Genomic DNA, 14529 nt, shown 5'->3' with positions numbered 1-14529 from the left:
TGGGCGGCACGCTGCCTGACCGGCGACGGAGCGTCAGGGCAGGGCGGCGCGCACGGCCTCGAGAAGAAGATCCGGGCGGATGCCGAGGCCGAGGGTCGCGACGGTCGCGGCCGAGAGAAGCGCCTGTTCGGGCCAGCGGACGCGCGGATCGGCGGGGGTGTGCGCGCGGCGGAAGATCAGGGCCACGAACCGCAGGTAGTAGTAGGCGCCGAGCGCGGAGCCCGCGATCGCCAGCCCGAGCAAGCCCCAGGCCTTGGCGTCGATCAGCGAGGTGAAGATGACGTACTTGCCAAAGAAGCCCGCCGAGACGGGCAGCCCGGCGAGCGAGATCAGCGCGATCGCCATGGCCCCGCCAGCCAGCGGGCGGCGCCAGACGAGCCCGCGCAGGTCGCCGATCCGCGTCCCGCGCCCGATGAGCGCCGCGGCGCACAGGGCCGCAAGCAGCGCAGGTGCATAGGCCATGATGTAGAAGACGGAAGCCGCAGGGGCGGAAGCGGCGCCTGCGCCGAGGGCGGCTGCGACATAGCCGGCATGGGCGACCGAGGAGTAGCCAAGCATCCGTGCCACGCCGTCCTGACGCAGCGCGGCGAGGTTGCCGATCAGGATCGAGGCGCCCGCGAAGGTGCCGAGGCCGAGAAACCACACCTCGGGCAGGTCCATGGCCCCGATCCGCACGATGGCCGTGACCACCGCGACCTTCGACGCCGCGCCGGCGAAGGCGGCCGCTGCCCCCGGCGCGCCGGTGAAGACGTCGGGGGTCCACATGTGGAAGGGGGCCAGAGCCAGCTTGAAGGCGATGCCCGCGAGCAGCAGCGCAGCCGCGAAGGTCAGGAGCGGATCGTCGGCACCGCCGAGAGAAGAAAGCGCCAGAGAACCCGTCGCGGCATGGGCGAGGGCGAGACCCATCAGCAGCGTTGCCGCCGCCGCCGCCCCGAGGATCAGGAACTTGTAGCCCGCCTCGAGCGCGGGCCTGTCGAGAGGCAGCACGAAGAGCGCGACGAGCGCCAGCGTGATGAGCTCGAGCCCGAGAAAAAGGCTCGCCGCATGGATCGCGCCCGCAAGGACCGTGCCGCCGAGCGTGGCGAGGAGGAGGAGCGCGGGCCCCTCCTTCGACGGTCCCTCCGGCTTGAGGAAGGCGAGGCTGCCGAGCCCCGAGAGACAGACGACAAGGCCCGAGAGACGTGCGAGCCGGTCATCTACGAGGAGCGGCGAAAGACCCTCCGGGGCGCCGAGGCGCGTGCCGAGCGCCAGGCTCGCGGCGATCAGCGCCGTGCCGGCGATCCAGCGCGACACGCCCGGCAGGCGCGGCGCGGCGAGCATCGCGGCCACCGCGCCGAGGCCCAGGACGATCAAGGGCAGAAGGGCGGGGAGGCTCGGCATCAGGGGACCATCACCGGCGTCAGCGACGCCTCGACCGCGCCTTCCAGCGCCCCCATCAGCAGCTGCGGCAGCATGCCGAAAAGCAGGGTGGCGACGGCGAGTAGCACGATGGGCCCCATCTCGCGCAGCGTCAGATCCTCGAGCGTCTCCGTCCGTCGCGACTTGCCGAACACGACCCGCTTGAAGAGCCGCGTGGCGTAGACGACCGACACCACCAGCGAGATCAGCGTGATCGAGGCAAAGATCCAGTTGACCTGGAACATGCCGGTGATGACCAGCGCCTCGCCGAGGAAGTTCGCCGTGCCCGGCATGGCGAGGGCCGCCGAGAAGAAGACCGCGAAGGCCGCGGCGAAGCGGGGTGCGTTCTGCTGCAGGCCGCCGAGCTCGCGCAGGTCACGCGTGCCCGTGCGGTCATAGAGCGCGCCGATCAGCAGGAAGAGCGCCGAGGCCGAGAAGGCATGCGCCACCATCTCGACGCCCGCCCCCATCAGCGAGAAATAGACCCCGCCGCAGATCCCCATCAGCACGATGCTCATGTGCGCGACGGAGGTGTAGGCCACCAGCCGCTTGGCGTCCGTCTGCCCGCAGGCCAGGAGCGCGCCGTAGATCGAGCCGAAGGCACCGAGCGCGAGGCCGAAGGGCGCGAGCGTGGCAAAGCCCTCGGGGAAGAGCATCGGCGGGAAGCGGAACAGCCCGTAGGCGCCGGTCTTGAGCAGAAGTCCCGCGAGCAGGATCGAACCCGCGGTCGGCGCCTGCGTATGGGCGTCGGGCAGCCAGGCATGGAGCGGCGGCACCGGAAGCTTCACCAGGAAGGCACCCGCGAAGCCCAGAAGCAGCATGACCTGCACCCCATGGGGGATCTGCCGCTCGGCCACCTCGAAGGCGTCGAAGGTCACGGTGTCGCCGGAGGCCCCGAGATAGAAGACCGCGGCCAGCAGCCCGAGCCCCGCCACCGCGTTGAAGACGAGGAACTTCAGCGCAGCGGCCTCGCGATCGCCATGACCCCAGACGGAGATGAGCAGGAAGGCGGGAACCAGCATCAGCTCCCAGAAGAAGGCGAAGACGAGGAGGTCGAAGGACAGGAACACCCCGTTCGAGGCCGCGACCGTCCACAGCAGCGCCGCGTTCAACAGCCCCGAATGCTCGGTGATCTTCCAGGAGACCACCACCGAGACGATCCCGAGCGCAAGTGAGACCACGAGGAGCGCACCGGAAAGCCCGTCCATGGCCAGGATGACCTGCATGCCCAGCGAGGGTGCCCAGTCATACCGCTCGAGCGCGATCCATCGCGCGTCGTCGGGCGAGAAGAAAGTGGAGATCAGGATCAGCAGCGCCAGCCCGAGGGCTGCGACGGCCACCCAGCGCTCTGCGTCCCGACCCCAGCGCCCGGCGAAAAGCGCGGCGATCCCGCCGAAGAACGGCAGCAGGATGAGCGCGGTCAGTTCCATGTCGTACCCCATGCAATCACGAGAAGGGCGGCCGTCCCGAGGGCCGCGCCGAGCGCATAATCCCGGCTCCGTCCGGTCTGGATGGCTGCGGCCAGCACCCAGAGCCGCACGAGGCGGTTGGCCGAGCGCATCCAGAACCGGTCGAAGTTGTCATGCGCGAGCCGGTCGACCAGCGCCTGCATGCCCCGCTGTGCAAGCGTCACCGGCAGGTTGCCGACCGGATCGATGGTCCCGCCGCGATGGCCGTTCAGCCAGCGGACGATATTGACGAAGGGCCGCACGAAGAGCGCCTGATAGATGCCGTCCATCCGGGCGCCGCGGCTCAGCCACCGCACGATCTGGACGTGGCGAAGTTCGAGTTCCGCCTCGGCGCGTGCCCCCATTCGGTTCCCGGCAAGGAATCGGACGAGCCGGACGTAAGGCTCGATGATCCAGCGCTGGAACTTGCGGTCGAGCCGCGTGGGCCGTCGCAGGTCGCGCGCGCCGGCCACGACCGCGGCCAGCGACGGCACGAAGGTCAGGGCCGTTGCGCCCAGGATGCCCACGAAGGGCGCCGCGGCTGCCACGAGTTCGGGCAGGTGCGCGGCATGCGGCGCCTCGCCGCCCAGAAAGCGGATGATCGGACCGACGAGCACGCCGCCCAGAAGCGACCCCGACGCCAGCACGACCAGCGGGAGGGTGATGAAGCCGCTCCCCCAGCGCTTGCGGTAGTGCAGGTCGAGCGCCACCGGATGGCCATGGCGCGCGCGGCTGAGATGCTCGGGCTCGGGCTGGAGCGCCTCGAACACCGGCCGGAAGGCGTAGACGGCGGTGCAGGTCGCGGTCAGCAGCGCGACCGTCCAGATCACGATCCCGAACGCCCCGCCCTGCCACGCGGTGGCGAGGATCGCCTCCTTCGACCACCAGCCCGCGGTCACGAAGGGCAGGCCCGCGAGCGATGAGGCACCCGCCACATAGGTCACGAAGGCGATGGGCCGCCTGCGCAGCGCGCCGCGCATCGCCATCATGCTGGTGCCCAGATCCGAGCCGTGGGTGATGTCGCCCGCGGCAAGGAAGAGGAGCGACTTGAACATCGCATGGACGACGAAATGGGCGATGGCCACCTGCGGCGCGCCGAGGCCCACGGCCAGCACCATGAAGCCGATCTGGCTGATGGACGAATAGGCCAGAAGCCGCTTCACGTCCGCCTGGAAGATCGCCGAAAGCGCGCCGAAGGCCGCCGTGCCCACGCCGAAGATGGCGGCGATGGTCTGCACGGCAGGCTCGGACATGACGATGGGCGAGAAGCGGGCCAGCATGAAGGCGCCCGCGGCCACCATGGTCGCCGAATGGAGCAGCGCCGAGACCGGCGTCGGACCCGCCATGGCCGAGGGAAGCCAGGTGTGGAATGGCACCTGCGCCGACTTGCCGAGCGCGCCCGCCAGCAGGAGGAGCGCGATCACCACGTGCCGGTCCTCGGTCATCGCGGACCCGGCCGGGATCAGCACGTCGAGCCGCACGGAATTCGCCTCGAGGAAGAGCAGCAGGAGGCCCGCAAGCAGGAAGGCGTCGGCGAAGCGCGTGATGATGAAGGCCTTGCGTCCGGCGGCCACGGCCTGCGGCAGGCTCGTGTTGTAGGCGATCAGGAAGAAGGAGCAGAGCCCCATCAGCTCCCAGCCGAAGAAGAAGGTGATCGTGTCCCCGGCGAGCACCATGGTCAGCATGGCGGCGAGGAACAGGTTCATCAGCGCGAAGAAGCGCCGGAGATCCGAGATCCGCGCATCCGACATGTAGTCGATGGCATAGGTCATCACCATCGCGCCCACGGCGGCGACCGTCAGCCCCACGAGCGTGCTCATCGGGTCGAGGAGCAGCGCGAGTGCCACTTCCGACTGCCCGAAGACCAGGGTGAAGACCGGCACGATGCCCTGGCATTCCGTCCCGAGGCAGACACCGAGGAGTGGAAGCATCACGAAGAACGGTGCGACGCCGCCCAGAAGCGCCAGCGCCTGCACCGCCTTGCGGCGCAGGAAGAACGGATCGAGCCCGAGGATCAGGAAGACGGCCAGCGGCGGCGAGGGAACGAGCAGAAGGAGGAGATACGGGCTCAGCATGTCAATGGCGCAGCCCCGTGATCGAGTCGCTGTCCTCGACATCCGCGCCCCGGCGCAATGCGAGATAGAGCGCAAGACCCAGCGCCACCTCGGCAGCCGCGAGGATGACGATGAGGACGAACATCGCCTGTCCCTGCCCGCTGCCGTGATAGGCCCCACCCACGAGGAAGGCGAGCGCCGGGCCGGCGAGCATCATCTCCAGCGAGATGAGCTGGAAGAGGATCGCGCGGCGGGCGAGGAGGCCGAAGAAGCCGGTGGCAAAGATGCCGCCTGCGAGGGCCAGAAGAATGAGAAGGGCGGTGCCGCTCATGGTTCCTGCCTCCTCCGGCCGAGGTGGCGTGCGCCCATCAGCGCCGCGAGCAGGAGCCCCGAGGCAAGTTCGACCGCGAGCGCCCAGGGGCCGAAGAGGATGGCGCCGAGGCCGGCGTCCTCGTTCGCGGCGGCGGCCTCCGGTTCTGCGGACAGCAGGCCCAGCACCAGCGGCACGGCCACGAGCGAGACCGCCGCGGCCGGCCGGCGCCAGGCTGCGGCGAGGCGCGCGCGTTCGCGTGCCAGCGCCTCGGGCGAGGCGTCGGCCGTCATCACGACGAAGACGAAGACTGCGACGATGGCGCCCGCGTAGATCAGCACCTGCACCGCACCTGCGAAGCTTGCGCCGAGGGCGAAGAAGCAGGCCGCGAGCGACAGCAGCGCCGCCACCAGCCAGATCAGGGCATGGACGATCGAGGGGCGCGTGACCGCGAGGATCGCGCAGGCGAGCGCCACCGAGGCGCACCAGATGGCGACGAGGCTGCTCATGGGCAAAGGTCCTTCGGATCGACGGGATCGCCCGCCTTGCCGGCGATGGCCTTGCCCGCCACGTCCCAGTAGCGATAGCCGGGATGCTTGCCCTCTCCGGAAATCAGCAGGTCCTCCTTCTCGTATTGCAGGAAGCCGCGACGGTAATCGGCCAGCTCCACGTCCGGGGTGAGCTGGATCGCCGAGGTGGGGCAGGCTTCCTCGCAATAGCCGCAGAAGATGCAGCGGGCGAAGTTGATGCGGAAGGTCTCGGGATACCAGCGCCCGTCCGGCGTCTCGGCCTTGACCACGTCGATGCAGTCGACGGGGCAGGCGACGGCGCAGAGATTGCAGGCCACGCAGCGTTCCTGCCCGTCGGGGTCGCGCGTCAGCACGATCCGGCCGCGGGTGCGGGGCGCGAGGGGCAGCTTCTCCTCGGGATATTGCACCGTCTTCGTGGGCGCGAAGATCATCCGCCCCACGCGCAGGATGCTGTCGAGGATGCCCCTCATGCCGCCCTCCCCACCGCGATCCATGCCGTCGCCAGCAGGTTCAGGAGCGCCAGCGGCAACGCCACCTTCCAGGCGAAGGAGATCAGCTGGTCGTAGCGCGGGCGCGGCAGGGCGGCCCGCAGCCAGACGAAGAGGACCGAGATCGCCGCGATCTTCAGCCCGAACCAGACAGGCCCCGGCAGGATCGGTCCGGCCCAGCCGCCGAGAAAGAGCGTGGTGAAAAGTGCGGCCACCAGCAGGATCGCGAGATATTCGCCAAGGAAGAAGAGCGCGAAGCTCATCCCCGAATATTCCGTCATGAAGCCGGCCACGAGGTCCTGTTCGGATTCCTGAAGGTCGAAGGGCAGGCGGTGGGCGGCGGCGAGGCCCGCGATGAAGAAGAGCGCAGCGCCCAGTGGCTGGAGCAGGATGAACCACAGCCCCGTCTGCTGTGCGGCCACGATGTCACCCATCCGGAAGCTTCCCGCGAGCAGGACGCACCCCATGAGCGAGAGGCCGAGGAAGCTCTCGTAGGCCAGCATCTGCGCCGCGGCCCTGAGGCCGCCCAGCATCGCATAGCGGTTGCGCGACCCCCAGGCCCCCAGCACCAGCGCCCAGACGGTCAGCGCGAGCATGCCCATGACGAAGAGCACGCCCATGTCGAGGTCCGAGATCACGAGGCCCGGCGCGAAGCCGACCACGCCGAACCCCGCGAGCATCGGGAAGGCCGCGAGCGCGGGAGCGAGCCTGTAGGCCGCCAGATCGGCGCCGGCCGGCGGCGCGTCCTCCTTGGTGATCAGCTTCACGGTGTCCGCCACCCATTGCAGGAAGCCGAAGGGTCCCACGCGGTTCGGCCCGAGCCGCTCCTGCAGGAAGCCCAGAAGCCGCCGCTCGGCCCAGGTGAAGACCCCGGCCGTGGCGAGAAGGCCCATGAGCAGGATGAGCGAGAAGAGGGTGACGAGAAGGACGCTCATGCCGCGCCCTCCGCTTCCCGCCCCGGGGCGGACGGCGCGGCGCCTAGCCCCGCTGTGCAGCAGTCGTCGTGGTGAGCCGCGCCTGGTCCGACGCGTCCCGCATCCGCGGCTGCGCGGGCAGGGACCTGATGCGGGTCCGGGACGGCATGTCTCGCCGGGAGGCGCGTCTTCCGAGCAATCATGGGCCCACCTCCAGCGTGACGAAGCCCGCCTGGCCCCTTGAGCCCGAGATCGCGACATGACCGCGTGGCACCCTGTCATCGACCGTCAGCGGCGCCGGCGCGGGCCGGCCGTCGATCAGGAGCATCGCGCCCTCCGCGACACCCAGCGCCTGGGCATCCTCGGGGTGCAGAAGGAGCCGGGGCGGGGGCGCGCGCTCGGCCAGAGGCGGGCTCGCGCGGTCGGCTGAACTTGCGGCGAAGGGATCGTGAAGGGGCAGGGTGCGGAAGCCGTCGCCGTCTGCATCCTCGAGTGGCAGGCTGGCGGTGCCTGAACCCGGCACGAGGAGCCGAATGCCCGGATCGCCGCCGCGCACCGGACACCCGACGCCTTCGGTCCCCGTCCAGGCACTGCTCGCGGAATGCAGGCCCGGCCGGTCGGCGCGGGTGCGCAGCGCGGGCGGCACGTCGAGGCCCTGCGCCCCTTCCATCGACCAGACAAGGGCGGAATCAGCGTCGGCGCGGGGCTCGCCCTCGGGCACGCGCCCTGCCAGATCGAAGGCGGTGCGCCCGGAGGCGCGACTCGGCAGGCGCGGCACCGGCCCGGCCATGGCGCCGGGTGCCGCATCGACCACCGCAGCAAGCTCGGGGCAATCATGGGCAAGCGCGGCCAGGATCTCGTCGAGCGTGGTCTCGGTCGCCCCGCAGAGCGGCGACAGCAGCCGCCAGGCGGGCACCAGATCGGACGGGCGGCCGGTGAAGAAGCGCTGCGCCCGACCCTCGTGGTTGATGTAGGTGCCCGCGGTCTCGGCGGGGGCCGTGACCGGCAGCATCAGATCAGCCCGCGGCGCGAGCGGCCCGTCGAGCCAGTCGAGCAGCATCACCTCGGTTGCGGCGGCCATCAGCCGCTCGACGAGCTCGGTCGGGGCACGGTCGGGCAGGGAGGCATCGAGCAGGATCACGGGGCGCTGTTCGGCCTCGAGTTCGGCGACCGCCCGTTCGAGCCCGGTGCCGCCCAGAAGGGCGAGGCCCAGGCTGCCCGCCTCGTGCGGAAAGAGCGCGATCCGGGCGCGCGGCCCCAGCGCCGCGGCGACGGCAGCCGCAGCCTCGGCGGGACCTGCGAGGCCGAGACCCGCGCCCGCGATCACCACCGGCGCCTCGGCCGCGGCCAGCGCCTCGGCCACCGCACGCGCTTCGGGCGCAGTCTCCTCGCCGCGGAGCGCCGCAGCCACGGCCTGCCCGAAGGCGCCCACCTCTGCCGGCGTGCGGCGGAGCGGCCAGAGCGCCACCTCGTCGAGCGCGTCGGGCAGGGGTGTGACCAGCGCCACCGGCGAGCGGCGGCCTTCGCCCGCAACCCGCACGGCGGCATCCATCCACTCCGGCACGCCCTTTTCGGCGGCGAGACGCCGCTCGGCCCCGCGCGCGGCCTGTCGCAGGGCAAGCGCGGCGCGCGGCGCGGTGCCGGTCAGATCCTCGCCCAGAACGAGCACCGCATCGGCCCGCTCGATGTCACGGATCGAGGCGATCCCCGCTGGCCCCTGCCGCAGGAGCGCGGCCATCCGGGCCACCAACGCCGCCTCGGAAGCGCTGCATCCGGCGAAGAACCGGTCTTCGCCCACGAGCCTGCGCAGCGCGAAATTGGTCTCGAGACAAGCGCGGGGAGATCCGATGCCCACCGCGCCGCGCGCGACGAGGGCGCGGGCGGCCTCGATGGCATCGGACCAGAGGATCTCGGCGCCCTTGCGGGTGGGATGGGTCGGACGGGCCGCCTCGGCCGCAAGCGCCCCGAACCGGCCCCGGTCGCAGAGGAACGAGCCGTTGATCGCGCCATGCGTCCGGTTCTGCACCTTGCGGAGCGTTCCGCCGCGCTCGAAGAGGGTGATGTTGCAGCCGACCGAACAGTTCGCGCAGATCGAGGGCGTCTCGGCCATGTCCCAGGGCCGCGCGTAGTGGCGCGACCACCAGCGGTCGTCGAAGACCCCGGTCGGGCAGACCTCGGCGAGGTTGCCCGCGAAGGGGCTCTCGAGCGCGCCGGGTTCGGTCCGGCCGAACCAGACCCGGTCATGGGCGCCCAGCACCTCGAAATCACGGCCACCCGCATAGTCGCGGTAGAAGCGGAGGCAGCGGTAGCAGCCGATGCAGCGGTTCATCTCCTGCGTGAGGAACGGTCCGTGATCCTGATTGCGGTGGGTGCGCTTGGGCACCTCCGCCCGGCGTCGATGATGGCCCGAGGCCACGACCATGTCCTGCAGGTGGCATGCGCCGCCCTCCTCGCAGACCGCGCAATCGTGGGGATGGTTCACCATCAGCCATTCGATGATCCGGGCGCGGAAGCGCTCGGCTTCGGGATCCATGACCTCGATCCGCTGGCCCTCGCGCACGGGCGTCATGCAGGCCATCTCGATCCGGCCCTCGGTATCTTCGGGCCCGTCATGCACCCGCACCGCGCAGAGCCGGCAGGCGCCGACCGAGCCCAGATCGCCGTGCCAGCAGAAATGCGGGATCTCGATGCCCGCCGAGAGACAGGTGGTGAGCAGGTCCTTCGTGCCCTCCACGTCGAGCGGGCGGCCGTTGACGGTGATCCTCATGCCCGCTCTCCCTCCGCCAGACGCGCCTCGAACTCGGCCGCGAACATCCTGAGCCCCGAGGCGAGCGGCGCCATGGCACCCCCCATCAGGTCGCAGAAGCTGCGCCCGCGGGGGGCGGCCTCGGCGGCGGTCATCTGCAACAGCTCCAGATCCGCGCGGCGGCCCTGACCCGCAGCGAAGCGGTCGAGGATCTTCGCCACCAGCGGCAGCCCCTCGCGGCAGGGGGTGCACCAGCCGCAGCTTTCGCGCGCGTAAAAGCGCATGTGGCGGGCGAGGAAGCCCACCGGGCAGGCGGTGCCGTCGAGGACGATCAGCATGCCCGTGCCGAACATCGAGCCCGCTTTCGCCACATGGCCGAAGTCGAGCGGAAGGTCGAGCTGGTCCGGCCCGAAGAAGCCGCTGGCGCCGCCGCCCGGCTGGAAGGCCATGAGCCGCCCGTCGCCCGAGACACCGCCCGCCCGCTCGATCAGCTCGCGCGCGGTGGTGCCCATCGGCGCCTCGAAAAGGCCCGGGCGCTTCACCCGGCCCGAGACGCCGTAGAGCTTCGTGCCGCCCTCTTCCGTGCGCGAGAGGGCGCGGAACCGTTGCGGTCCGAGCGAGAGGATATGGGGGACGAGCGAGATGGTCTCGACGTTGTTGACCGTCGTGGGCCGCCCCCAGAGGCCCGACTGCGCCGGGAAAGGCGGGCGCTTGCGCGGCACGGCGCGGTGGCCTTCCAGCGCGGTGATGAGTGCGGTCTCCTCGCCCACGATGTAGCGCCCCGCCGACGGATGAACCCGGATCGCGAGGTCGCCCAGCAGGCCCGCATCCCGCGCTTCGTGAATGGCGTGCTCCACGGCGGCGATGCCCGGCCGGTATTCGTCGCGGATGAGCACGATCGCTTCGTCTGCATGGGTGGCGAGGGCTGTGATGATCGCGCCCTCGATCACCTGATGCGGCATGGCTTCCAGCAGGAAGCGGTCCTTGAAGGCGCCGGGCTCCATCTCGTCGCCGTTCACGATCAGATAGCTCGGGCCCTCGCCGGGAGAGGTCCCGCGCTCGGGCATGAAGCGCCACTTGCGCCCGGCCGGAAAGCCCGCGCCGCCGCGGCCGTTCAGATGCGCGGCCTCGACCATGTCGATGATCTCAGACGGGGTCATCGTTCGTGCGCGCTCGACGGCCTCGTAGCCGCCTTCCGCGCGCCATTCGGCGAGCGTATGCGGACGGCGGTCGGGGCGGGCGCGGCCGGTGAGGGGCAGGTCGGTCACAATCCCTCCTCCAGCAGCGCCGCCACGCCCGCGGGCGAGAGCGGGCCCACGAGGCGCCGGTCGCGGCCCACGACGGCCGCGGGCGCGCGGTCGCAGCCGCCGAGGCAGGCCACGTTCAGAAGCGTGTAGCGCCCGTCGGCCGTGGTCTCGCCGAAGCCGATGCCGAGGCGGCGCTTGAGTTCCTCGCGGACCTCCTCGGCGCCGTTCAGCCAGCAGGAGGCGCCGTCGCACAGAAGGATCACCGTCCGCCCGACCGGATGGCGGAAGATCAGCGAGTAAAAGCTTGCCAGAGCTTCCATTTCCGCGCGATGCACGCCCAGCGTCGCCGCCGCTTCGGCCAGATGCGGGTCCGAGACCCAGCCGTGCTCGTACTGGATCAGCTTCAGCGCCTCAAGCATGGCGGCGCGGGGTCCGCCGTGCTCGTCCGAGGCGGCGCGGATGCGGGCGATGAGATCGGGAGACAGGCTCATCGGTCGACGTCCGACATGACGAAATCAATGCTCGCGATATGGGCCACGAGGTCGGCCACGGTCATGCCGGGCACGATCTTTGGGATCATCTGGAGATGGGCGAAGGAGGGCGTGCGGATCCGCGTCCGGTAGCTCTGCGTGCCGCCGTCGGAGACGATGGAATATTGCGTGAGACCGCGGTGGCCCTCGATCTGTCCGGTGGCCTCGCCCGCGGGAACGACCGTGCCCCAGCTCGATTGCAGGAAATGGGCGATCAGCGTCTCGATGTCCTTCTGCATCGCGCCGCGAGGGGGCGGCGTGGTCAGCGGATGGTCGGCTTTCACCGGGCCTTCCGGCATGTTCTCAAGGCATTGGCGGATGATCTTGAGAGATTCCCTCATCTCGTCGGCCCGCACCCGCGTCCGGTCGAAGGTGTCGCCGCGATGGCCCACGGGCACGTCGAAATCGAACTGCTCGTAGCCGGAATAGGGGCGCTTCTTGCGCAGGTCCCAGTCGCAGCCCGTCGCGCGGAGGCCGGGACCGGTGGTGCCCCAGGTCAGCGCCATGTCGGTGTCGTAGCTGCCCACGCCCACGGTGCGGGCGCGGAAGAGTTCGGAGCGCAGCACCATCCGCTCGTATTCATCGAGCCGCGCGGGCATCCAGTCGAGGAAGTCGCGCACCATTCCGTCCCAGCCCGTGGGCAGGTCCATCGCCACGCCGCCGATGCGGAAGAAGGCCGGATGCATCCGCGCGCCGGTGATGGCGTTCAGGACCTCGTGGCCCTTCTCACGGTCGGTGAACATGTAGAACACGGGCGACATCGCGCCCACGTCCTGCGCCATCGTGCCGTAGAACAGCAGGTGGTTCATGATCCGGTAGAATTCGCAGAGCATGACCCGGATCATCTGCGCGCGGGCGGGCACCGTGATGCCGCAGAGCCGCTCGACCGCCAGCAGGTAGGACAGCTCCGAGATCACGCCGCCCAGATAGTCGATCCGGTCGCAGTAGGGGATGAAGCCGTGCCACGTCTGACGCTCGGCCATCTTCTCTGCGCCGCGGTGGTGATAGCCGATGTCGGGCGAGGCCCAGACGACCTCCTCGCCGTCGAGGCCAAGGAGAATCCGGAAAACACCATGTGCTGAAGGGTGATGCGGGCCGAAGTTGAGAACCATCAGCTCTTCGCCGTCGCGCTGCTTCGGCAGGCCGAGCAGGTCCGGATCGGTGATCGTCGCGCGCTCCTCGGCCTCGAACAGCCGGTCGGTCAGCACGAAGGGCGGCTTCTCGGTCGCCCGCGCGTAGTGCGTCTTGAGAAGCGGGTGCCCCTCCCAGGTCGGCGGCATCAGGATCCGGCGCGTCTCGCGGCCGAAGTCGAGGCCGAACATGTCGTGGGCCTCGCGCTCGTACCAGTCGGCATTGGCATAGACCCCGGCCACAGAGGGCGCATGACCGTCGGTCGCGAGTTTGAGGCGCAGGTCGGCGTTGCGGGCGAGCGAGACGAGATGCGAGCAGAGCGTGATCCGCGAGGCAGGCTGGCCCCCGCGATGCGCCCGGCGACTCTCGTCGATCGCCCAGAGATCGGCCAGCAGCGGGAAACCCGCCGCGATCTCCTCGCGCAGGAAGCGGTGCGCCTCCTGCCAGACGGCGACCGAGAGCCAGACCACCGGAAAGGCCTCACCCGTCGGCTGCTCGCACAGGATGCCGTCGCCGAAGCGCGACCGCAGCGCCTGAAGCGCGTCGGGACTGCCGTGGTCGAGGCTCATTTCGCCTCCGGATCGGCCAGACGGGTGACGGACATGCGTGTCTCACGCAGCGCGTCGCGGCGTGGGACGGGATCAAAGGGGCGCGCGGGCCCGGTCTCGCCCATGCGGATCTGGAGCGGTCGTGCCTCGGCTGCGATCTTCGACTGCAGGAGAACCAGCGCCTCCATCAGCGCCTCGGGCCGCGGCGGGCAGCCGGGGATGTAGACGTCGACCGGAAGGAAGCTGTCCACGCCCTGAACCACGGAATAGATGTCATACATGCCGCCCGAATTCGCACAGGCGCCCATCGAGATCACCCAGCGCGGCTCGCGCATCTGCTGGTAGAGGCGGTAGAGCGGCACGGCCATCTTGCGGAAGACGGTGCCCGAGACGATCAGAAGGTCCGCCTGACGCGGCGTCGATCGGATGACCTCTGCCCCGAAGCGCGCCTGGTCGTAGACCGGGGTGAGGGCGGTCGCCATCTCCACGTAGCAGCAGGAGAGGCCGAAGTTGAACGGCCACAGGCTGTGCTTGCGCGACCAGGCCACGAGATCGTCGAGGCGCGTGAACAGATGCGACGCCGCCATGCGGCTTTCCGGCGCCTCCGCGCCGGGCCGCGCGATGTTCCAGCTCATGCCCGGTCCTTCCCCGGTCCGGTCTCGAGGGCGCCGTCCATCCAGAGCCAGCCAAGGGCGGCCAGCAGCACGAGGATGAAGACCGTGGCGGCGATGAGCCCCCCCGTCCCCAGGTCCAGCGCCGACACTGCCCAGGCGAAGAGCACCGCCACCTCGACGTCAAAGATCATGAAGAAGACCGCGATCAGGAAGTATTGCGTCGCAACCCGCCCCCGCAGCGGACGGCCGGACGGGGCGCCGCTCTCGTAGGTGCCAAAGCCATCGCGCGAAGGTTCCCGCAGCGCGCCCGCCACCAGAAGGATCGCCGCCACGGTAACCGCGACGATGGCCAGATGCACGCCGAGGGCGGCCCGTGGATCGAGGCTGTTCATCAGGTCGAGCATGTGTCTGCGTCCTTCCGGGCCGGCGGGATCGGTGGGTCCTGGCTGACCCGCGTGATCCTGTCCGACTGTATCATCTGCCGATTAACCATTGGTGTAACGCAGGCGCCTTGATCTGTATCAGTAATTCTCAGTTAGAGCCATGATCCGCCTGTTGAAGATGCGCGGCC

The 14529-nt window shown here is 70.1% G+C and carries 13 protein-coding genes; all 13 read right to left on the bottom strand.

Features of this window, described 5'->3' with window-relative positions; genetic code table 11:
- Positions 1 to 33: 33 nt before the first annotated feature.
- The 13 genes from ACTVZP_RS08110 to ACTVZP_RS08050 all read right to left on the bottom strand — a co-directional run bounded on the left by ACTVZP_RS08110 (position 34) and on the right by ACTVZP_RS08050 (position 14362).
- Positions 34 to 1380 (bottom strand): NADH-quinone oxidoreductase subunit N, encoded by a 1347-nt coding sequence (locus ACTVZP_RS08110; RefSeq protein ID WP_443211641.1) that lies wholly within the window; start codon positions 1378 to 1380, stop codon positions 34 to 36.
- Entirely contained in the window at positions 1380 to 2828 is a 1449-nt protein-coding gene (locus ACTVZP_RS08105) for a complex I subunit 4 family protein (RefSeq protein ID WP_443211640.1), read from the bottom strand. The genes ACTVZP_RS08110 and ACTVZP_RS08105 overlap by 1 nt, the downstream gene beginning before the upstream one ends.
- On the bottom strand, positions 2819 to 4921 hold the full coding sequence (locus ACTVZP_RS08100; protein ID WP_443211639.1) for an NADH-quinone oxidoreductase subunit 5 family protein: 2103 nt from the start codon (positions 4919 to 4921) through the stop codon (positions 2819 to 2821). The genes ACTVZP_RS08105 and ACTVZP_RS08100 overlap by 10 nt, the downstream gene beginning before the upstream one ends.
- A 1-nt stretch (position 4922) precedes the next feature.
- Positions 4923 to 5231: an NADH-quinone oxidoreductase subunit NuoK gene (locus ACTVZP_RS08095; RefSeq protein WP_443211638.1), complete on the bottom strand. Its 309-nt coding sequence runs from the start codon at positions 5229 to 5231 to the stop codon at positions 4923 to 4925.
- Positions 5228 to 5719, bottom strand: a complete 492-nt coding sequence (locus ACTVZP_RS08090) for an NADH-quinone oxidoreductase subunit J family protein (RefSeq protein ID WP_443211637.1) — start codon at positions 5717 to 5719, stop codon at positions 5228 to 5230. The genes ACTVZP_RS08095 and ACTVZP_RS08090 overlap by 4 nt, the downstream gene beginning before the upstream one ends.
- Positions 5716 to 6210 carry an NADH-quinone oxidoreductase subunit NuoI gene (gene nuoI / locus ACTVZP_RS08085; RefSeq protein ID WP_443211636.1) on the bottom strand — a complete coding sequence of 165 codons (495 nt, stop codon included), beginning with the start codon at positions 6208 to 6210 and terminating at the stop codon, positions 5716 to 5718. The genes ACTVZP_RS08090 and nuoI overlap by 4 nt, the downstream gene beginning before the upstream one ends.
- The gene (gene nuoH / locus ACTVZP_RS08080) at positions 6207 to 7163 is read right to left on the bottom strand and encodes an NADH-quinone oxidoreductase subunit NuoH (RefSeq protein ID WP_443211635.1); all 957 of its coding nucleotides are present in this window, start codon (positions 7161 to 7163) and stop codon (positions 6207 to 6209) included. The genes nuoI and nuoH overlap by 4 nt, the downstream gene beginning before the upstream one ends.
- Positions 7164 to 7341: 178 nt before the next feature.
- Positions 7342 to 9909 (bottom strand): NADH-quinone oxidoreductase subunit NuoG, encoded by a 2568-nt coding sequence (gene nuoG, locus ACTVZP_RS08075; protein ID WP_443211634.1) that lies wholly within the window; start codon positions 9907 to 9909, stop codon positions 7342 to 7344.
- Positions 9906 to 11156, bottom strand: coding sequence for a complex I 51 kDa subunit family protein (locus ACTVZP_RS08070; RefSeq protein ID WP_443211633.1), 1251 nt, complete (start codon positions 11154 to 11156; stop codon positions 9906 to 9908). The genes nuoG and ACTVZP_RS08070 overlap by 4 nt, the downstream gene beginning before the upstream one ends.
- Positions 11153 to 11626 carry an NADH-quinone oxidoreductase subunit NuoE gene (nuoE, locus tag ACTVZP_RS08065; RefSeq protein ID WP_443211632.1) on the bottom strand — a complete coding sequence of 158 codons (474 nt, stop codon included), beginning with the start codon at positions 11624 to 11626 and terminating at the stop codon, positions 11153 to 11155. Before nuoE ends, ACTVZP_RS08070 begins: the two co-directional genes overlap by 4 nt.
- On the bottom strand, positions 11623 to 13365 hold the full coding sequence (gene nuoC, locus ACTVZP_RS08060) for an NADH-quinone oxidoreductase subunit C/D (RefSeq protein ID WP_443211631.1): 1743 nt from the start codon (positions 13363 to 13365) through the stop codon (positions 11623 to 11625). The genes nuoE and nuoC overlap by 4 nt, the downstream gene beginning before the upstream one ends.
- The gene (locus tag ACTVZP_RS08055) at positions 13362 to 13979 is read right to left on the bottom strand and encodes an NADH-quinone oxidoreductase subunit B (RefSeq protein WP_443211630.1); all 618 of its coding nucleotides are present in this window, start codon (positions 13977 to 13979) and stop codon (positions 13362 to 13364) included. The genes nuoC and ACTVZP_RS08055 overlap by 4 nt, the downstream gene beginning before the upstream one ends.
- The gene (locus ACTVZP_RS08050; protein ID WP_443211629.1) at positions 13976 to 14362 is read right to left on the bottom strand and encodes an NADH-quinone oxidoreductase subunit A; all 387 of its coding nucleotides are present in this window, start codon (positions 14360 to 14362) and stop codon (positions 13976 to 13978) included. The genes ACTVZP_RS08055 and ACTVZP_RS08050 overlap by 4 nt, the downstream gene beginning before the upstream one ends.
- Positions 14363 to 14529 lie beyond the last annotated feature (167 nt).

Source organism: Rhodobacter sp. NSM (assembly GCF_052244495.1).
Taxonomy (GTDB): Bacteria; Pseudomonadota; Alphaproteobacteria; order Rhodobacterales; family Rhodobacteraceae; genus Cereibacter_A.
Note: the sequence above shows the minus strand (reverse complement) of the source record. Positions and strands in the feature narration are given on the sequence as shown.